This window comes from Dactylosporangium sp. NPDC000555 (assembly GCF_040300025.1).
GTDB lineage: Bacteria > Actinomycetota > Actinomycetes > Mycobacteriales > Micromonosporaceae > Dactylosporangium.
This window is the reverse complement of sequence record NZ_JBEPDB010000003.1, coordinates 1-18,051: the sequence shown is the minus strand read 5'-3', so window position 1 is coordinate 18,051 and position 18,051 is coordinate 1. Positions and strand designations below refer to the sequence as shown.

At 71.4% G+C, this 18,051-nt stretch carries 17 protein-coding genes; 8 read left to right on the top strand and 9 right to left on the bottom strand.

Going from position 1 to position 18,051, the window contains the following annotated elements; translation table 11 throughout:
- The first annotated feature begins 89 nt into the window (after positions 1-89).
- Positions 90-2,795 (top strand): winged helix-turn-helix domain-containing protein, encoded by a 2,706-nt coding sequence (locus ABT297_RS03405; protein ID WP_350544162.1) that lies wholly within the window; start codon positions 90-92, stop codon positions 2,793-2,795.
- Positions 2,796-2,923: 128 nt separating this feature from the next.
- Here ABT297_RS03405 and ABT297_RS03400 read toward each other — a convergent pair whose 3' ends face one another.
- The 4 genes from ABT297_RS03400 to ABT297_RS03385 all read right to left on the bottom strand — a co-directional run bounded on the left by ABT297_RS03400 (position 2,924) and on the right by ABT297_RS03385 (position 5,112).
- Positions 2,924-3,439 carry a hypothetical protein gene (locus ABT297_RS03400; protein WP_350544160.1) on the bottom strand — a complete coding sequence of 172 codons (516 nt, stop codon included), beginning with the start codon at positions 3,437-3,439 and terminating at the stop codon, positions 2,924-2,926.
- 73 nt (positions 3,440-3,512) lie between these two features.
- The gene (locus tag ABT297_RS03395) at positions 3,513-4,079 is read right to left on the bottom strand and encodes a DNA-3-methyladenine glycosylase I (RefSeq protein ID WP_350544158.1); all 567 of its coding nucleotides are present in this window, start codon (positions 4,077-4,079) and stop codon (positions 3,513-3,515) included.
- Positions 4,080-4,114: 35 nt separating this feature from the next.
- The gene (locus ABT297_RS03390) at positions 4,115-4,594 is read right to left on the bottom strand and encodes an SRPBCC family protein (protein WP_350544156.1); all 480 of its coding nucleotides are present in this window, start codon (positions 4,592-4,594) and stop codon (positions 4,115-4,117) included.
- The gene (locus ABT297_RS03385; protein WP_350544154.1) at positions 4,591-5,112 is read right to left on the bottom strand and encodes a DivIVA domain-containing protein; all 522 of its coding nucleotides are present in this window, start codon (positions 5,110-5,112) and stop codon (positions 4,591-4,593) included. Before ABT297_RS03385 ends, ABT297_RS03390 begins: the two co-directional genes overlap by 4 nt.
- Before the next feature lie 76 nt (positions 5,113-5,188).
- On the opposite strand from ABT297_RS03385, the gene folP reads away from it, so the two are divergent.
- Positions 5,189-6,049: a dihydropteroate synthase gene (folP, locus tag ABT297_RS03380; protein WP_350544152.1), complete on the top strand. Its 861-nt coding sequence runs from the start codon at positions 5,189-5,191 to the stop codon at positions 6,047-6,049.
- Positions 6,050-6,197: 148 nt separating this feature from the next.
- Here the strand turns inward: folP and ABT297_RS03375 are convergent, their stop codons facing one another.
- Complete coding sequence (locus tag ABT297_RS03375; RefSeq protein ID WP_350544150.1) at positions 6,198-6,587, bottom strand: NADH-quinone oxidoreductase subunit A; 390 nt, start codon at positions 6,585-6,587, stop codon at positions 6,198-6,200.
- Between the two features lie 297 nt (positions 6,588-6,884).
- Here ABT297_RS03375 and ABT297_RS03370 point away from each other — a divergent pair, with 297 nt between their 5' ends.
- Positions 6,885-8,732, top strand: coding sequence for a 2-oxoacid:acceptor oxidoreductase subunit alpha (locus ABT297_RS03370; protein WP_350544148.1), 1,848 nt, complete (start codon positions 6,885-6,887; stop codon positions 8,730-8,732).
- Positions 8,725-9,753 carry a 2-oxoacid:ferredoxin oxidoreductase subunit beta gene (locus tag ABT297_RS03365; RefSeq protein WP_350544146.1) on the top strand — a complete coding sequence of 343 codons (1,029 nt, stop codon included), beginning with the start codon at positions 8,725-8,727 and terminating at the stop codon, positions 9,751-9,753. Before ABT297_RS03370 ends, ABT297_RS03365 begins: the two co-directional genes overlap by 8 nt.
- Before the next feature lie 55 nt (positions 9,754-9,808).
- On the opposite strand, the gene ABT297_RS03360 is transcribed toward ABT297_RS03365, so the two are convergent.
- Together ABT297_RS03360 and ABT297_RS03355 are read right to left on the bottom strand one after the other, a co-directional pair.
- A complete protein-coding gene (locus ABT297_RS03360; RefSeq protein WP_350544144.1) occupies positions 9,809-11,263 on the bottom strand; it encodes a leucyl aminopeptidase family protein in 1,455 nt (484 codons plus the stop codon).
- Between the two features lie 113 nt (positions 11,264-11,376).
- Positions 11,377-11,544, bottom strand: coding sequence for a DUF3117 domain-containing protein (locus ABT297_RS03355; protein ID WP_081971220.1), 168 nt, complete (start codon positions 11,542-11,544; stop codon positions 11,377-11,379).
- A gap of 221 nt (positions 11,545-11,765) precedes the next feature.
- On the opposite strand from ABT297_RS03355, the gene ABT297_RS03350 reads away from it, so the two are divergent.
- Together ABT297_RS03350 and ABT297_RS03345 are read left to right on the top strand one after the other, a co-directional pair.
- The gene (locus ABT297_RS03350; RefSeq protein ID WP_350544141.1) at positions 11,766-12,569 is read left to right on the top strand and encodes a PaaX family transcriptional regulator; all 804 of its coding nucleotides are present in this window, start codon (positions 11,766-11,768) and stop codon (positions 12,567-12,569) included.
- A 172-nt stretch (positions 12,570-12,741) separates the two neighbouring features.
- On the top strand, positions 12,742-13,530 hold the full coding sequence (locus ABT297_RS03345; protein WP_350544139.1) for an enoyl-CoA hydratase-related protein: 789 nt from the start codon (positions 12,742-12,744) through the stop codon (positions 13,528-13,530).
- 270 nt (positions 13,531-13,800) lie between these two features.
- Here ABT297_RS03345 and ABT297_RS03340 read toward each other — a convergent pair whose 3' ends face one another.
- Together ABT297_RS03340 and ABT297_RS03335 are read right to left on the bottom strand one after the other, a co-directional pair.
- Entirely contained in the window at positions 13,801-14,922 is a 1,122-nt protein-coding gene (locus ABT297_RS03340) for a DNA glycosylase family protein (RefSeq protein ID WP_350544137.1), read from the bottom strand.
- Between the two features lie 53 nt (positions 14,923-14,975).
- Positions 14,976-15,566 carry an O-methyltransferase gene (locus tag ABT297_RS03335; protein WP_350544135.1) on the bottom strand — a complete coding sequence of 197 codons (591 nt, stop codon included), beginning with the start codon at positions 15,564-15,566 and terminating at the stop codon, positions 14,976-14,978.
- Between the two features lie 153 nt (positions 15,567-15,719).
- On the opposite strand from ABT297_RS03335, the gene ABT297_RS03330 reads away from it, so the two are divergent.
- Both ABT297_RS03330 and ABT297_RS03325 read left to right on the top strand, forming a co-directional pair.
- Positions 15,720-17,045, top strand: coding sequence for a S1C family serine protease (locus ABT297_RS03330; RefSeq protein WP_350544133.1), 1,326 nt, complete (start codon positions 15,720-15,722; stop codon positions 17,043-17,045).
- Between the two features lie 71 nt (positions 17,046-17,116).
- The gene (locus ABT297_RS03325) at positions 17,117-17,548 is read left to right on the top strand and encodes a Sec-independent protein translocase subunit TatB (RefSeq protein ID WP_350544131.1); all 432 of its coding nucleotides are present in this window, start codon (positions 17,117-17,119) and stop codon (positions 17,546-17,548) included.
- The last annotated feature ends 503 nt before the right edge of the window (positions 17,549-18,051 follow it).

Genomic DNA, 18,051 nt, shown 5'->3' with positions numbered 1-18,051 from the left:
GTCGCCGGTGGGGACCGTTTCTACGATGCGCGCGCCACCGGGGTGGGGAAATATGGGGCACGCCTGAAATAAGGAGGCGGAGGTTTCACGTGTCGGGGCGGACGCACCTGCCCAGCGGGCTGGTGACTTTCCTCTTCACTGACATCGAGGGCTCGACCCGCTTGGCCCAGATGCTCGGTGCGGGATACCGGCCGGTGCTCCACGAGCACCGGGAGGTGATCCGCCGCGCACTGTCCAAAGCGGACGGTGTGGAACTTTTCACCGAGGGTGATTCGCTCTTCGTAGCCTTCGCCGACGCGGCCGCCGCGCTCAACGCGTGTGCCGAGGCCCAGCGCGACCTCGACGCACACGACTGGCCCAGCCCCGAGGCGCGCCCCAAGGTCCGGATGGGCCTGCACACCGGCTTCGCCGAGCCGTACGGAGGCGAGTACACCTCACCCGAGGTGCACCGCGCCGCCCGCATCGCCGCCGCCGCGCACGGCGGGCAGGTGCTCTGCTCCGCCGCCACCGCCGCCCGCGCCGGCGTGGCCGGAGCGCCGCTGGACGACGACGCGTGGCTGCTCGACCTCGGCCTGCACCGGCTGCGCGGCTTCGACGGCTTCGAGCGGATCTTCCAGCTCGTCGCCCCGGGGCTCGACCGGCAGTTCCCGCGCCCGCGCACGATCGACGCGCCGGCCCATAACCTGCCCGTGCAGACCACCCGCTTCATCGGCCGCGCCGCGGAGCGCGCCGCCGTGCGCGACCTGATCGGCCGGCACCGCCTGGTCACCGTCGTCGGCGCGGGTGGCGCCGGGAAGACCCGGGTCGCCGTCGAGGCCGCCGGCGAGATCGTCGAGCAGTTCCGCGACGGCGTCTGGTTCGCCGACCTCAGCACCGTCGCGACCGGCGACCTCGTCGACGTCACCATCGCCGCCGCCCTCGGCCTGCGCCCCGAGCCGGGCCGCCCAGTCGGGCAGACCATCGCCGACCACGTCCGCGACCGCCGCCTGCTCGTCCTGTTCGACACCTCCGACGCTCAGCTGCCCGCGGCGCGCCGGCTCGTCGCGCGGCTGCTGGCCGCCGGCTCCGATGTCGCCGTGCTCGCCACCAGCCGCGAGCCGCTCGGCCTCGCCGGCGAGGTTGTCTGGCGCATCCCGCCGCTGTCCGTCGAGGCGGCCAGCGGTGGTGGCTTCAGCGACGCTGTGGCCCTGCTCGTCGACCGCGCCTCCGCCGCCCGCGGCGGCCGCCCCGTCGAGCCCGGCGACATCACCCACCTCACCCGGGTCGCCTCCGCGCTCGAGGGCCTGCCGCTGGCCCTGGAGCTGGCCGCGGCCCGCCTGCGCCTGCTGTCCGCCGCGCAGCTGGCCGACCGCATCGGCGACGTGCTCGGCACGCTGGACGCTGGCTCGCCGGCCATCTCGCCGGACCTCCCGGACCTCCCGGACCTGCCCGACTCCTCGGACCGGCACCGCACGATGCAGGCCGCGGTCGGCTGGTCGTACCGCACCCTCGACCTGCGCTCCGCCCGCCTCCTGCGCTGGCTGTCGGTCTTCGCCAGCCCGGTCGACCTGCCGGCGATCGAGTGGCTGCACGACGGCGACCCCCTCGACCCGCTGGCCACCCTGGTCGACAAGTCCCTGCTGCAGGCCGAGGCCGGCGCGACCAGCGCCACCTACCGCATGCTCGACCCGATCCGCGCCTACGCCGCCCGCCTGCTGCTCGAGGCCGGGGAGGAGGAGTCGGCGCGCGAGCGGCACGTCGCCTGGTGCCAACAGGCCGCCCACGACGCCTACCTCGACGCCGAGGGCCGCCCGGTCACGCTGTCCCTCTACACCCTCGACCCGCTCGCCGACGAGCTGCGCGCCGCCCTGCACTGGACGGTGACCCGGGGCAGCGCTCGCCAGGGCCTGGAGCTGGCCGGCTCCCTGGACCAGTGGTGGCGCGAGCGCGGCCTGATGCGGGAGGGCCGGATGTGGCTCTTCCGCCTGTACGAGCGGATCAGCGCCACCGGCGAGCCGGTCCCCGACGCCGAGCTGGCCGCGGCGTACCACATGCACTCCCTGCACGCCGGCGCGGACGGCGAGACGGTCGAGGAGCTCCGTTTCTCCCAGCGCGCCGAGTCCGCCGCCCGCCGTGCCGGCGATCCGGGGCTCATCGCGCGCATCCTCTCCGCCCGCGCCACCCCTCTTCTCGAGATGGGCCGCACCGACGAGGCCGAACGCCTCTGCCGCGACGTCATCACCTGGTCCGAGGAGCAGGGCGTCGCCGGCGAGGCCTTCTTCGCCGTCTACGCGCTGGCCCAGCTCCTCTGGCGCCGCGGTGCCCTGGACGAGGCCGCCGGCCTGCTGGCCGGCGCCCGCCCGCTGGAGAACAGCCGCCCGATGGACCGCGGCCGCCGCACCGTGGACATGTGGCTGGGCATGGTCGCACTGTCGAGGGGCGACCTGGTGGCCGCGCACGATCACCTGATCGTCGCCCTGCGCTCCCGCATGACCCACGGCTTCCACCTGCGCGTGTGCGAGTCCCTCAACGCCGTTGCCGTGCGCTGCGCGCTGGCCGAGGACGCGGAGACGGCCGCCCGCCTGTTCGGCGCCGCCCAGGCCACGAGGATCCGCCTGCGCTGCTCGACGGGCGCCTTCGGCGTGTACTGGACGGAGCAGCAGGCAACCTTGCGCGCCGCGATGGGCGATGCCGCCTTCGACACCGCCTACGCCTCGGGCGGCACCCTGAGCCTGGAGGAGTCGGTGGCCCTGGCCCTGACGATTGAGCACCCGGACCTCATGGCCGGCTCGATCCGCTTCTCCACGGTCGAGTAGACCGGCTCTCCGCCGGTCGTTCGCCCGGCTTCCCGCAGGACTCCTCTGCTCCGCGGGCTTCTTCGCTCGGTTCTCCGCAGGATTTTTCGCTTGGTTCTCCGCGGGGACCTGAGCGCCCCCGGCCCCGGTCAGTCCTCCTCGGGGTCCTGATTGGCCTCGGCCCCCAGCACGTACGCCTGCATGGCCAGTTCATCCCCCGCCGGCCATACGAACGCGGGCAGCTCGGCCGGCCCGAGCTCCCGCACGTAGCTCCAGAACGCCCGGACGGCCTCCCCGGGCGAGGCGGCCTCGATGGGCATGTCGACGCTGACCAGCCAGGTGCGTTTCACTCCGCCCCGCGACGAGTCGGCGGAGGCCCTCCGTGCGACGTCGAGGAAGGCGTCCTCATCGAGCCGCCGTGCCCCGACTTCACCCGAGAAACCACCCCCGGGCAGCGGTCGGTCGAGCAGGTTCACGGTGTATTGGAGGCGCCCCTCGGCATCGACCCGGCCCAGCCCGAAGACAACGGGCGCCTCGCCGGCGGCGACGAGCAGCGCTTCATCCCCGATCGCGAGCCCGCCATCCGGAACCGAAATCCCCCCGGTCCCATACAGCCGCTCAGCCTCGTACCGCTTCTCGGAGACAACCACCACCCACTTGGCCATGCCTTCATTGGATCACGCAGTCAGAAACAGGGTCGTCGACGGAGCACGGCGGCGACCCGCCCGCCCCTGCCCCTCAGAGGTCCACGAAGCACGCCACAACATGGTCATTGACCATCCCGGTCGCCTGCATCAACGCATAAGCCGTTGTCGGCCCCACGAACCGAAACCCGCGCCGCTTCAGGTCCTTCGCCATCGCCTTCGACTCCACCGTCACCGCCGGCACCGCCGAGGAGTCCGCCGGCCGGGGCCGCCCGTCCGGCGCGAACGACCACAGCAGCGCCGCGATCCCGCCCGGTAACTCCGCCGCAGCCCGAGCATTCGCGATCGCCGCCTCGATCTTCGCCCGATTGCGGACAATCCCGGCATCCCCGAGCAGCCGCTCGATGTCGGCCTCCCCGAAGGCCGCCACCTTCTCGATCTCGAACCCGGCGAACGCGGCGCGGAAGGACGGACGCTTGCGCAGGATCGTGATCCACGACAGCCCGGACTGGAACGCCTCCAGCGTCATGCGCTCATACAGCCCGTTGTCGTCGCGGACCGGCCGGCCCCACTCATTGTCGTGATAATCCAGGTAATCGGGTGTCGACGCGCCCCACCCGCACCGGGCCAGCCCGTCTTCTCCCACCACCACGTCGACCATGCCTCGGAACCTACTCCGGGGGTACGACAAAATCGCTACGCCAGCCGCCCCGACTCGACCATCCGGGCGAACCGCCGCAGCGCCCCGGTCAGGCCGGCCTTCGAGCCCGGCCAGAGCAGCGGCCACGCGATCCGCCCCGCGGGGCCGGCCGGCAGGTGGAACCATTCGTGCCACACGACCTGGGTGCGGTCGGTGCCCAGCTGGGTGCAGCGCATCACGCCCGGGCCCCGCAGGAGCTTGCCGTAGTGCACGACCCGTACCTCGAAGGGCGGGTCGACCTTCACCACCCGCATGAGGTCGCGCAACATCGCCGGGCCAACCTGGGTCACCGCCTCGATCCGGCTGCCCTCGCCGCCGTCGCCCTCGAGCACCCGGACCTTCGTGAACGGGATCCACTCGCCCTGCCGCTCCCAGTCGGTGAGCGCCGCGAACACCCGTGCGGCCGGTGCGGCAACGATCATCGTTGCCGTGACCTCGCCCGGGCCGGGCCGTGCCGCCTCGGTGAAATCGGTCACTTCACTACCGGAGACGGGCGGCCCCAAGAGTCGTTGGCGGAGGCGTCCCAGCTGTCGTCCGAGGACGGCTTCTCGTCCGGGTCGGCGTCCGACGTCTCCGCGGCGGGCTCGGCCGGCGCGCTCGGTGTCGTGCCGGTGGCGGTGGTCGTCGACGTCCCGGCCGCGCTGGCCTGGCGCGCGTCGCGCAGCGCGTCCGCGTCCGCCTGCCGCCCCTCGCGGAGGGCCTTGATCTCGGCCTCGAGGATCTGGATCAGCTCCTCCTTGTAGCCGATGTCGTAGCCGGCGCGCCGCAGCGCGGCGTCGACCTGGTTCATTCGGTAGCCCCGGACGACCGTGTCGAACCGCAACTGGTTCACGTCGCCCTCGACCAGAGGCCGCGACGACGGCAGCGGCACGGAGCGTCCGTCGGGCTCATGTCCTTCGATCCCCGGGTCGTCACCGGTGATCAACAGCGACACGCCGAACCCGATGGCCCCGACGACCACAGCGGCGATCAACACCAGGAGGAACTCAGCCATAGGGGGAATCGTGGCACGCTGAGTACGCCTGGGCGAGCCCGGCACACCCTTCTGAAAGAAACGCGGAGGTCATGCAATGTTCCGTCTGGGTGCCCGGCACTTCGCCGACGGCGAGTACGCGGTGATGGCGATCATCAACCGGACCCCGGATTCCTTCTTCGACCGAGGTGCGACTTTCGCCGAGGATGCCGCGCTGCGGGCCGTCGAGAGCGCGGTGGCGGAGGGCGCCGACATCGTCGATATCGGCGGCGTCAAGGCCGGTCCCGGCGAGACGGTCGACGCGGCCGAGGAGCTGCGTCGCACGCTGCCCACGATCGAGAAGATCCGGACGATGTTTCCCGAGATCGTGATCTCGATCGACACCTGGCGGGCCGAGGTGGCCCGGGAGGTCGTCGCGGCCGGCGCCGATCTCATCAACGACACGTGGGCGGGCGCCGATCCCGGCCTGGCCGAGGTCGCCGCAGAGACGGGGGCCGGCCTGGTCTGCTCGCACGCCGGGGGCCTCACGCCCCGCACCCGGCCGCACCGGGTGGCGTTCCAGGATCCGGTGACCGATGTCGTACGCACGGTCACCGCTCTGGCCGAGCGCGCCCTCGCACTCGGCGTGCGCCGCGACGGCATCCTCATCGACCCAGCGCACGACTTCGGCAAGAACACCCGCCACTCCCTGGCCATCACCAACCGCCTCGGCGAGCTGGTCGAGACGGGCTGGCCGGTGCTGGTCGCGCTGTCGAACAAGGACTTCATCGGCGAGACGCTGGACCTGCCGGTGGGGGAGCGGCTGGAGGGCACGCTTGCGGCGACGGCGGTCTCGGCATGGCTGGGGGCCCGGGTGTTCCGCGCCCACCAGGTGCGCGCCACCCGCCGCGTTCTCGACACCGTCGCCGCGATCCGGGGCGAGCGGCAGCCGGCCGTGTCCCGCCGTGGCCTCGCCTAGGCCTGTTTTTATAACCTTTTCATAACCGCAATGGGCCTGGTCCGCGGATTTCGGACGTAGACAGAATGGTTTTGAACCATACATATGCGGAATATCGGGATAAATCCGGCCGCGGGAAATGGCTGGATTTATCCGCCCAGAACATTTTTCAGGTCCAGCGCAGAATGTTCTTCCGCCACGCGTAGAGGATTCCGAGGAACAATACGGCCACGAAGATCGCCATCTCGACGATCACCGCCGCTCCGTAGCCGGGCGCGCGGTACACGACCGCCCAGGGGAACAGGAACACGCTCTCGACGGCGAACAGTGTGTAGAGGTAGGCGTACACGTAGTAGCGGATCTGGGCCTGTGCCCAGTCGCCGCCGACCGGGTCCAGTCCGCATTCGTACGTGTCGTACTTCGGGTCGTCGGCCGTCGTCCGGTCGGCCGGACGACGCGGTCCGAGCAGCCGGTTGCCCGTGAACGCGGCGATGAAGACCACGGCTCCGGCCAGGAGGAGGAGCCCGAGGGTCGCATATCCACCCAGGTATCCGCTCATCGTACGCACCGTACACGCATCATCACGACCTCCGGCATGCCGAAACGCGAGTCCGTCCGGATAGCCGGTCTTCCGGGTCGAAGCCGTCGGCGGGCGACGAGGAGCGGTAGCGCCCGGTGACGGGTGGCGCCGGGATCTGTCGGATTTGCGACCCGCGCACAACGGTGCGCACGGCGCAATGACGAAAGTCGCAGCTTCGGTGCCGTCGAAGGGATATGCGCCGCAGGCACAACGTTCATGTCGACGTACCCTCAGGGTGTAGGACAACACGATCGCCGCTTTAGGAGGTCAGCTCACGTGACCAAGCAGGTCCGCCAGCTGGATCGAGTGGTCATCAGGTTCGCTGGCGATTCCGGCGACGGTATGCAGCTCACCGGTGACCGCTTCACTTCCGAGACCGCTCAGCTCGGGAACGACATATCCACGCTACCGAACTTCCCCGCCGAGATCCGCGCTCCCGCCGGCACCCTCCCGGGCGTGTCGAGCTTCCAGGTGCACTTCGCCGACTTCGACATCCTCACGCCCGGTGACGCCCCCAACGTGCTCGTCGCCATGAACCCCGCCGCGCTGAAGGCCAACCTCGCCGACCTGCCCAAGGGTGCCTCGATCATCGTCAACACCGACGAGTTCACGAGCCGCAACCTGGCCAAGGTGGGGTATTCGTCCAACCCCCTCGACGACGGCTCGCTGGAGGGCTGGCACGTCGCGCCGGTCGGCCTGACCTCGATGACGGTCAAGGCGCTCGACTCGTTCGAGATCTCCAAGAAGGACGCCGAGCGCGCCAAGAACATGTTCGCGCTCGGTCTGCTGTCGTGGATGTACTCCCGCCCGTACGAGTCCACGATCTCCTTCCTCGAGCGCAAGTTCGCCTCCCGCCCGGAGCTCGTCGCCGCGAACATCGCCGCGTTCAAGGCCGGCTGGAACTTCGGCGAGACGACCGAGACCTTCGCCGTGCGTTACGAGGTCAAGCCCGCCCGCATGGTCGCCGGCAACTACCGCAACATCACCGGAAACGCGGCGCTCGCGCTGGGCATCGTCGCCGCCGGCGTGCGCTCCGAGCTGCCCGTCTTCCTCGGCGCGTATCCGATCACCCCGGCCTCCGACATCCTGCACGAGCTGAGCAAGCACAAGAAGTTCGGCGTGACGACGGTGCAGGCCGAGGACGAGATCGCCGCGATCGGCGTGGCCCTGGGCGCCTCCTACGGCGGTGCGCTCGGCGTGACCACCACGTCCGGCCCCGGTGTCGCGCTCAAGGGCGAGACGATCTCGCTGGCGGTCGCCCTGGAGCTGCCGCTGTTGATCATCGACGTGCAGCGGGCCGGCCCGTCCACCGGCCTGCCGACCAAGACCGAGCAGGCCGACCTCAACATGGCGCTGTTCGGCCGGCACGGCGAGGCCCCGGTCGCGGTGCTCGCGCCCCGGTCGCCCGCGGACTGCTTCACCACCGCCCTGGAGGCGGCGCGCATCGCGCTGACCTACCGCACACCGGTGATCCTGCTCTCGGACGGGTATATCGCCAACGGGTCCGAGCCCTGGCGCCTGCCGGAGGTCGCTGACCTGCCAGACCTGCGGGTGCAGTTCGCCACCGAGCCCAACGGCGAGGACGGGAAGACGTTCCTGCCGTATCTGCGCGACCCGCAGACCCTGGCCCGGCCCTGGGCCGTCCCGGGCACTCCCGGCCTGGAGCACCGCATCGGCGGCCTGGAGAAGGCCGACCGTACGGGTGATATCTCCTACGACCCGGCCAACCACGACTTCATGGTGCGGACCCGGGCCGCGCGCATCGAGGGCATCGACGTCCCCGACGTGGAGGTCGAGGACCCTGAAGGCACCGCGCGCGTCCTGGTGCTCGGCTGGGGCTCGACCTATGGCCCGATCGGCGCCGCCGCCCGCGCCCTGCGCCAGCGCGGCCTGCCGATCGCCCAGGCGCACCTGCGCCACCTCTCGCCCATGCCGAAGAACCTGGGCGACGTGCTCAAGAACTACGACAAGGTCGTCATCCCGGAGATGAACCTCGGCCAGCTCGCCGGGGTCATCCGGTCCCGCTACCTGGTCGACGCTATCGCCTACAACCAGGTCCGGGGTCTGCCGTTCACCGCGGCCGAGCTGGAGGGCGTGCTCGAGGAAGTGGTCAAGAATGCCTGAGCAGTTGAAGCTGACGACCAAGGACTTCAAGTCCGACCAGGAGGTGCGCTGGTGCCCCGGCTGCGGGGACTACGCGATCCTGGCCGCGGTCCAGTCGTTCATGCCCGAGCTCAATATCCCGCGCGAGCGGATCGTCTTCGTCTCCGGCATCGGCTGCTCCTCGCGGTTCCCGTATTACATGAACACCTACGGCATGCACTCGATCCACGGCCGCGCGCCGGCGATCGCGTCGGGCTTGTCGGTGTCCCGCCCTGACCTGTCGGTCTGGGTCGTCACGGGCGACGGTGACGCACTGTCCATCGGCGGCAACCACCTGATCCACGCGTTGCGCCGTAACGTCAACCTCAAGATCCTGCTGTTCAACAACAAGATCTACGGTCTGACCAAGGGGCAGTACTCGCCGACGTCGGAGATCGGCAAGATCACGAAGTCGACGCCGGCCGGGTCCGCCGACTCGCCGTTCAACCCGATCTCGCTGGCGCTGGGCGCGGAGGCGAGCTTCGTCGCCCGCACCATCGACTCCGACCGCAAGCATCTGCAGTCGGTCCTGCGCGCCGCCGCCGAGCACCGCGGCTCCGCGTTCATCGAGATCTACCAGAACTGCAACATCTTCAACGACGGTGCGTTCGACGCCCTCAAGGAGCCCGCCACCCGCGACGACTTCCTGATCCGGCTGGAGCACGGGCGGCCGATCACGTTCGGCAAGGACGGCGAGTGGGCGGTCACGCACCCGCCCGGCGGCTTCGGCCTGTCCGTCGTGCCGACCGCGTCGGTGCGCGCCGACGAGATCGTCGTGCACGACCAGACGGTCGCCGAGCCGGCGTACGCGTTCGCCCTGTCCAGGCTGCCGGGCCTCGACCTGCGCAACACCCCGATCGGCGTGTTCCGCTCGGTCGACCGGGCGGCCTACGACGACATCGTCCGCGACCAGCTCGCCACCGCGAAGGCCAAGGCGAAGGACACCCCCGAGGGGGAGCTCGCCGCCCTGCTCAACAGCGGCGACACCTGGACCATCCTCTAGCTTCTCGCGCGCATGTGCGGTGGCGGCCCCGGCGGGCCGTCACCGCATTCGCGTCTCAGCAGGACGTTTCCAGCCAGCGGGTCAGGGTGCGCACGCCCCAGCCGGTGGCGCCCTTCGTCAGCTCGCCGTCGTTGGAGTCCGACCAGGCGGGCGAGGACATGTCGAGGTGGGCCCACCGATCCCGCAGCGGGCCGATGAACTCGCGCAGGTAGAGCGCCGCGAGCAGCGACCCCGCGCCGATGTCCGTCGAGTTGACCAGGTCGGCGACGTCGCCGTCGAGCTCCTCGGCGTAGTCGTCGCTCAGCGGCATGCGCCACACCGACTCGCCCGACGCGGCCGCCGCGGTGGCGAGGGTGCCCGCCAGGGTGTCGCTGTCGCAGTACATCGCGGCCGTGCGCTTGCCCAGAGCGACGCCCTGCGCGCCGGTGAGCGTGGCGAGATCGATCATGACGTCGGGGCGCAGGCGGCGCACCGCATACGCCATCGCGTCGCCGAGCACCAGCCGGCCCTCGGCGTCGGTGTTGAGGATCTCCGAGGTGAGCCCGCCGTAGTGGGTGACGACGTCGCCGGGGCGCATGGCGTCGGGGCCGAGCGCGTTCTCGGCCAGCGGGGCCAGCGCGGTCACCCGCACCGGCAGGCGCATCGCGGCGGCGGCCAGCGTCGCGCCGATCACCGCGGCCGCTCCGCCCATGTCCTTGCGCATCAGCTTCATGTTGCTCGTCGGCTTGATGCAGATGCCGCCGGTGTCGAACGTGATGCCCTTGCCGACCAGGACCACGTGCCGCTTCGCGCCGCGCGGGCGCCAGGACAGCTCGACCAGGCGCGGGCCGCGCTCGGTTGCCGCGCCCCGCCCGACGGCCAGGATCGCGTTGAAGCCCTGCGCCTCGAGGTACGAGGGCTCCCGCACCTCGACCGTCAGACCGGGGATCCCGGCGGCCGCCTTGACCACCTGCCGGGCGAACCAGGCCGGCGTCTTGCGGTCGCTGGGCATGTTGGTCAGGTCGCGGGCCAGCACCGTGGCGGTGACGACCGCCCGGGCCTGCTCGAGCGCGTCGATCGTCTCGCCGGTGGCGGGCAGCGCCACCGTCACGCGCCGCAGCGGGTCGGGCTCGGTGTCGGCGAGGCTGAACCGGTACGACGCCAGCCACAGGCCCTCGGCCAGGCCGCGGATGGCCTCGGGGGCCGTGTCGTGCGACACCAGGACGCGCAGCGAGGTCTCGGTGCGCGCCTTGCGGGCCAGGGCGGCGCCCGCGGACCGCCAGCCGGCCTCGCCGCCGTCGCCGATGCCGGCGAACAGCAGCCGCGACGGCTTGCGCCCCGGCCGGGGCAGGGTGTGCACGGTGCCGGCCGACCCCGAGTGCTCGACGTCCTCCAGGAACGCTGCACACTCCGCCAGGTCGGCCGGACCGAGCTTGAGCAGGTCGAGTGCGGCGTCGGGGGAGCCGGACGGCACGACGACAGCCACCGCACCGGAGGCGCTGCGGGCTGTGGCGAACCTGATGTCCAGCACTGGGGACCCTCCATTCACCCGGGCGATTCTCGCCCAGGGATTGCGCGCACACCGATGGGAGCGACCACCAGGGCCACCCAGTCAAAACCGAAAGCAGAGCCGTACGCAGGAACTCAGCCTGTGGCGGTCTTCAGTGCCTCACTGAGCTCGTTGGCCTCATCCTTGGTCATTTCGACGACGAGCCGCCCACCACCCTCGAGCGGGACGCGCATGACGATGCCGCGGCCCTCCTTGGTGACCTCCAGCGGACCGTCGCCTGTCCGCGGCTTCATGGCCGCCATGTTGTCTCCCTTCGCTTCCTGATGTCCCAGACATCAGGTGGCACAGCCGTCCCCGCATGCCCGGCACGCCTGCTCACGGGGCCTGACCGGACCCGACGACTCCGTGACGAACGCGCCAAACGATGATTTTCCCTGATGATGGCCCCAAGACCCAAACTGGGACGCAAACCCTGTGACAATATGTGGCGGAAAATGCCGGTCAACTGTCACAATAAGCGGCCATGCAGGCCCGGTCCGCCCTCTTTGATCTCTATGGCGACCATCTTCGCCCGCGCGGTGGGCGGGCCGCGGTCGCGGCTCTCGTGCGCCTGCTCGCTCCCCTCGGCATCGCCGCCCCCGCCGTCCGTACCGCGGTGTCGCGGATGGTTCGGCAGGGGTGGCTCCATCCTCTACGGTTGCCGACCGGCCCGGGCTACTGCATCACCCCGAAGGCGGCACGACGCCTCGATGCCGCCGGCGCCCGCATTTACCGCACTCAGCGCCCGGGCGGCCCCACGAGCGCCTGGACGGGCCGGTTCGATCTCATCACGTTCGAACCGCCCGCGCACCGAGGCGCGCGGGCGAGACTCGTGGCAAACCTCGGATTCCTCGGGTACGGGTCGATCGACAGTTCGACGTGGGTCGCCCCGCGGCCGGGGGAGGGCGTCGACACCCTCCTGACGGAGGCCGGTGTCCGCTATGACCGATTCACGGCGGCGCATACCGGCGGTACCGGAGGAGCGATCAAGATGGTGGCGAGGGCCTGGGATCTCGACGCGATCGCCGCGGCGTACGGCGATTTCGTCGAGCGCCTCACTCCGCTCGTGGCCGGCGTCGGCCCCGCCACCCCCGACGAGCAGGCCTACGCGGTGCGGTTCACGCTGGTGCATGCCTGGCGCGCGTTCCTGTTCCGCGACCCGCAGCTGCCGCCCGAGTTGCTGCCCGAGCGCTGGGCCGGCACCGCGGCCGCCGCGTTCTTCGACCACCACGCCGTCCGGCTCCGCCCCGCCGCGGACCGTTTCGTGGACGCGTGCCTGACCCTCTGATGAGGGCCTGTTTCATGGCTGAGGCGGGGCTGCGGGCCCAGATTCCGCCTGGCGGCGTCCCACGGAGGCCCGGTCACAACACCGGTAGCCTGGCTCCCGCGGGCCACCACCAGAGGAAATCTGGACTCCGCCTCGCTACCACCCCAGTCATGAAACAGGCCTAGGAGTACCGATGGAGCTACTCGTCGAACGCACCAATACCGGCGTCGCGATCCTCACCCTCAAGCGGCCCGATGCCCTCAACTCGCTGGACGTGGCGCTGAAGGTGGCGCTGCGGGACACGCTGGAAGAGCTTCGGGACGATGATTCCGTGCGTGCGCTGGTGCTCGCCGGCGCGGGGCGCGCCTTCTGCGGCGGCCAGGACCTGCGCGAGCACGTCGCCTCGCTCGAGGCCGGGACCGGTTCGTCGCTGTCGACCGTGACCGAGCACTACAACCCGGTCGCCACGCTGCTCGCCGGTATGCCGAAGCCGGTCGTGGCGGCCGTGCGCGGCATGGCGGCCGGTGCCGGCGCGTCGCTCGCCCTGCTCGCCGACTTCCGCGTCGGCGGCCCGAAGACCGCGTTCCTCATGGCTTTCGCGAACGTCGGCCTGGCCGGCGACACCGGCATCTCCTGGACCCTGCCCCGCATCGTCGGGCACGCCAAGGCGGTGGAGTTGCTGCTGCTCGCCGAGCCCGTGACGGCGCAGACCGCGTTCGACCTCGGCATGCTCACCCGCCTCACCGACTCCGACGACGACGTGCTGCCGGCCTCGATCGAGCTCGCCGACCGCCTCGCCGCCGGCCCGACGGTCGCCTACGGCCAGATCAAGCGCGAGCTGGCCGCCGGCGGCTCCGGCTCGCTCGCCGACGCCCTCGCCGTCGAGGCCGAGGCCCAGACGGCCTGCGGCCACACCGCCGACCACCACAACGCGACCGCCGCGTTCGTGCGGAAGCAGCGGCCGGTCTTCAAGGGGGCCTGAGCTCCGCTCTACGCGGCTTGAACCTCGTTTGAGGGTCGAGCACCGGCGTGCCAGGGACGCCCTCACCGGCAGGGCGTTCCTGATGGCCAGCGTCGTGGTCGGCGGCGCGGCCGTCGCCGCCGGCGTGTCCCCGTCTGCGTCGGTTCGCCGCATATACGCCACCCTCCTGCGGGACGTCCTCGACGCCGACCACCGAGCAGGTCCCGGGCTCCAAGACGCCGCTGGAGGGCATCTTGTGGCCCGGGACCGGAGCGCGCCCGCCCCGCCGGTTCAGCCCTCGCCAACCGGATCGAGGGCGGCGCCGTCGGCGGCGAGGACCGCGCCTTCGGCCACGCGACCCGGAGCGGACGGGCTCCACAGCGCCGGTTGGCGGTCGCGGCCGGCGGCCCGCGGGCGATTGCTGCCCGCCGGCGTCCGCGGCCGGCGGACCGCCGGGCCCCGCGACCGGCCGGCCTTCTCCCTGGCCTTCTTCTCCTGCTCCAGCCAGTTCAGCGCGGTGCGGCAGGTATATGCCCACCAGCCGATCCACGGGCCATACCGCTCGCGCAGCTCGGCCGGGGCCGGCGGCGGGTCACCATAGACGGCGGTGGTGGTGCTGACGAACTGCTCCATCTCCAGCGGCACCGCGTCGGGCCGGCCGAGCACCCGCAGGAGCAGGGCGTGCGCCGTGTAGGCCCCGATGCCCCGCACCGACAGCAGCGCCGCCCTCGCCTCGTCATACGGCCCGGTGCGCAGCAGCTCCTCGTCGAGCGTGGCCACGCCGCCGATCACCTCGGCCAGGCGCACCGCCTTGTGGGCGGCGCCGACGTGGGGAAGCAGGTGCGTAGGCGTCAGCTGGGTCAGGAGAGAGAAGTCGGGGAAAGCGGTGTAGTCCTCGCCGGCCGCCGAGACGGTCGTGCCCAGCTGGACGGTCAGCCGGCGCTTGCGAAGGGACGCATGCCACTGCGCCGAGTTCTGCACCAGCGTGAAATACACGACGCCCTCGGCCAGGCTCGAGAACCGCACCTGATGCAGGCCGGCGGCGAGAGCGAGTAGCGGGCGGACGTGCTCGTCGCTCTCGGCGACGCGCAGGAAGTCCGCGCGGTCGTCGTCGAGGCCGAGCCAGGCGGTCACCCGCGCGCCGACGGCGTCCAGCTCCGGCCCGGTGAGCGGCGCAGCGCTGAACACGGTGAGCGCGACGCCCGGCTCGCCGTCGTCGCGCTCGGTGATCTGGGTCACGACCGCGGACGACGGGTCGGTCGGGTGGGTGAACGCCCGGCGGACGGTGCCCTCGCTCAGTCCGACGTCGCGGATGCAGGGCTGGAAGCCGGCGATTGCGCGCAAGGAGCACTCGAGCTCGAAGGGGGCCGTGGCGGCCAGGACGGTCTTGGTGATGATGCCGAGTTCGGTCATGGGGGAATCTTCGAACGCGGGTACGACAGTTTTCGGCGGGGGTTGCCGAGTTGCTACTGTGCGCGAGCGGCGAGTAGCAGACCGTCGTCGAGGGGGAGGAGGGTCGGGATCCAGGAGTCGCTGTCGCGGATCGATTTGACCGCCTCACGAAGAAGTACCGTCTCCACGTCCCTCATCGTGGGATCGCTGACCCGTCCGCCGGCCAGGGCGTCCGCCAGTGCCAGCGTGCCGCCGGGCCGCAGGAGCCGCTCCGCGGCCTCCACCACCGGTCCGTACTCGCATGGGTCGTGGTCGACGAAGATCAGGTCGTATGCCCGGTCGGCCAGGCGCGGCAGCACGTCGAGCGCGCGGCCCGTGATGATCCGGGTGCGCGAGGGCGCGTTTCCGGCGGCCGAGAATACGCGGCGCGCGATGCGCTGGTGCTCCGCCTCGAAGTCGATAGTGGTGAGCACCCCGTCGCGGCGCATCCCGCGCAGCAGCCACCCGCCGCTCACCCCGGTGCCGGTGCCGACCTCGACCACCGCCTTGGCGTTGCTCACCGCGGCGATCACCCGCAGCGCCGCCCCGCAGCCCCGGCTCACCGCGTTGATGCCCAGCTCGAACGCCTGCTCGCGAGCGGCCGTGAGCACCGGGTCCTCGGACACGTACCCGTCGATGAAATCAGCGGTCCGAGCGGAAGCGGTAATGGGACACCCCTCAGAGTGAGTCGATTGACCGCAAGCCTAGGAGACCTCGCCCCCGCATGCGTGATGCCGGGGCGTGTAATGCTGGATGCGAAACGGACGGAGGAGCCGATCGTGACAGACGGTTCGGCCTGGCGTCAGCCGGGCCCCGGCGCGCCGGTCAGCGGGAGTGGCTGGGGGTCGCGCCCCGGTTGGGCCGCACCCAACTCCCCTCAGGCGGCAGGGCCGCAGCCGGCGCCCAACAGCTGGTGGTCCGACGCGCTGGCCGATCCGTGGCGTGATCCCGACGCGCCGATCGTCGTGGTCAAGACCCAGCCAGAGGAGGCTCCCGAGCTCGAGAAGCCGCCGCCGCCCTCGCCCGGGCCTCGGGTCGGCATCGGTCTCGTACTCGTCGTGTCGATCGTGACGGCGCTGCTGGCCGGTGCGCTCGGCGGCACACTCGGATACGTCTTCGCGGTCGGCGGCGGCGGTGCGATGCTCGGCGGCACTCAGCTCGGCAACGCGCCGCTGAACAACCGAGCCCCCGAGTCGATCGCCGGGCTGGTCAAGAAGGTGCTCCCCAGCGTCGTCACGATCAGTATCCGGGTCGGCAACGGCATGTCACTCGGCTCCGGGTTCGTCGTGTCCGGCGACGGCCACGTGATCACGAACAACCACGTCGTCGAGGGCAGCAGCGGTCCGGCGACGATCCGGTTCAGCGATGCCACCGCGGCCGCGGCGAGCGTGGTCGGCAGCGACCCGGAGTCCGACATCGCGGTGCTCAAGATCGACACCAACGGCCTGCCGGACGGCAAGCTCGCGCCCGTCGAGTTCGGCAACTCCGACCAGGTGCAGGTCGGCGACCCGGTGGTCGCCGTCGGCGCGCCGCTGGGGCTGACCAGCACGGTGACGTATGGCGTGGTCAGCTACCTCGACCGCCCCATCCGCACGAGCGAGGGCGGCACCGCCCGGTATTACTCGGCCATTCAGACCGACGCCGCCGTCAACCAGGGCAACTCGGGCGGCCCGCTCTTCGATGCCAGTGGCCGCGTGGTCGGGATCAACTCCGTGATCGGGACCCTCTCCGAGGACCAGGCCAGCGCGGGCAACGTGGGCCTCGCCTTCGCCATCCCGATCAACCACGCCCGGCGCATCGCGTCCGACATCATCAACACCGGCAAGGCCCGCCGCACGGTCATGGGCGTGCAGGTCGACACCGCATACCAGAACCCGCTCGGCGGCGCCCGGCTGTCCACGGTCCAGGCCGGTGGCCCGGCCGAGGCCGCCGGCCTGAAGGCCGGCGACGTGGTCATGGCCGTGAACGGCAAGCCGGTCGAGGAGTCGTGGGATCTCACGGCGCTCGTGCGCAAATATGCGCCGGGAGACACGGTGGAAATGCAATATCTCCGCGGTACGTCGAGAGCCAAGGCCCCCGTGACGCTCGTCGCCGACGCGAAGTGACCTGACGGCTCTCCCGGAACCGCCCCGGGAGTGCGTAGTCTTGCGCGTGAGAGCAGGGGAGGGGCCGGCACATGGGCTTGGAGAACATTGGCGGCTGGGAGTTCATCGTGATCATCCTGGTCGGGCTGTTCATCTTCGGTCCCGACCGGCTGCCGAAGGCGATCAGCGATGGCATGAGGATGCTGCGCCAGGTCCGCCAGATGGCCCGTAACGCGACGGGCGACCTGAGCAAGGAGCTGGGCACCGACATCCAGCTCGAGGACCTGCACCCGAAGACCTTCCTGCGCAAGCACCTGCTGAGCGAGGAGGACGAGGCCGCGCTGCGCAAGCCGCTGCAGGGCATCTACGACGACGTGCGAGGCGTGGCCGATCAGGTCAAGCGGGACGCCGAGTCGGCCGCCTCGGTCGCGAAGTCGGCCGTGACCCCGGCCGCGGCCTCGGCGGTGACGCCGGCGCCCGCCCAGCAGCCCGCCGTCAAGGCGTCCTGGGACGACGTGACCTGAGCCACCCGGCCGCGGCCCGTGTCGGGGAAGTCCGCTGAGGCGGCTAGCCGCAGGTCGGCCCTCACGGCACCCGTGAGAGCCAGCGGCGCGCGCACGAGCGGACCACCGGTCAGTGGCCGCTCCACCTTCCGTGTGCGCCCGGCCACCCAATGGCGTCGCCGCCCCGATTCCACGCCTCGCGCGGCGCGTCCCAAGATGGCAGCGGCCCGAGGGCCCGTGGCCCAGAGCGCCCCGTGGCCCGATGCGGCCCGTGGCCCGATGCGGCCCGTGGCGCGAGGCTGCCCCTGCGGCTGGCTGTGGCGCGAGGCCGGCTTATGGCGTGATGGCGGCCTGAGAGGCTGGCCCGTGGCCCGTGGCCCGTGGCCCGTGGCCCGTGGCCCATGGCCCATGGCCCGTGGCCGCGAAACGGGCTGTGGCGTGCTGGTGGCCCTGCGAGCCCCCCGACTGTGGCGTGATGGCGGCTTGCGGAGGCTGGCCGTGGCCCGTGGCCCGTGGCCCGTGGC

What these genes read in the sequence shown, in the direction of transcription:
- ABT297_RS03325 (WP_350544131.1), top strand. Translation starts at nt 17,117, where the DNA reads ATGGGCTTGGAGAACATTGGCGGCTGGGAGTTCATCGTGATCATCCTG.
- ABT297_RS03385 (WP_350544154.1), bottom strand. Translation starts at nt 5,112, where the DNA reads ATGGCTGAGTTCCTCCTGGTGTTGATCGCCGCTGTGGTCGTCGGGGCC.
- ABT297_RS03365 (WP_350544146.1), top strand. Translation starts at nt 8,725, where the DNA reads ATGCCTGAGCAGTTGAAGCTGACGACCAAGGACTTCAAGTCCGACCAG.
- ABT297_RS03375 (WP_350544150.1), bottom strand. Translation starts at nt 6,587, where the DNA reads ATGAGCGGATACCTGGGTGGATATGCGACCCTCGGGCTCCTCCTCCTG.
- ABT297_RS03345 (WP_350544139.1), top strand. Translation starts at nt 12,742, where the DNA reads ATGGAGCTACTCGTCGAACGCACCAATACCGGCGTCGCGATCCTCACC.
- ABT297_RS03400 (WP_350544160.1), bottom strand. Translation starts at nt 3,439, where the DNA reads ATGGCCAAGTGGGTGGTGGTTGTCTCCGAGAAGCGGTACGAGGCTGAG.
- ABT297_RS03340 (WP_350544137.1), bottom strand. Translation starts at nt 14,922, where the DNA reads ATGACCGAACTCGGCATCATCACCAAGACCGTCCTGGCCGCCACGGCC.
- ABT297_RS03355 (WP_081971220.1), bottom strand. Translation starts at nt 11,544, where the DNA reads ATGGCGGCCATGAAGCCGCGGACAGGCGACGGTCCGCTGGAGGTCACC.
- ABT297_RS03350 (WP_350544141.1), top strand. Translation starts at nt 11,766, where the DNA reads ATGCAGGCCCGGTCCGCCCTCTTTGATCTCTATGGCGACCATCTTCGC.
- ABT297_RS03395 (WP_350544158.1), bottom strand. Translation starts at nt 4,079, where the DNA reads ATGGTCGACGTGGTGGTGGGAGAAGACGGGCTGGCCCGGTGCGGGTGG.
- folP (WP_350544152.1), top strand. Translation starts at nt 5,189, where the DNA reads ATGTTCCGTCTGGGTGCCCGGCACTTCGCCGACGGCGAGTACGCGGTG.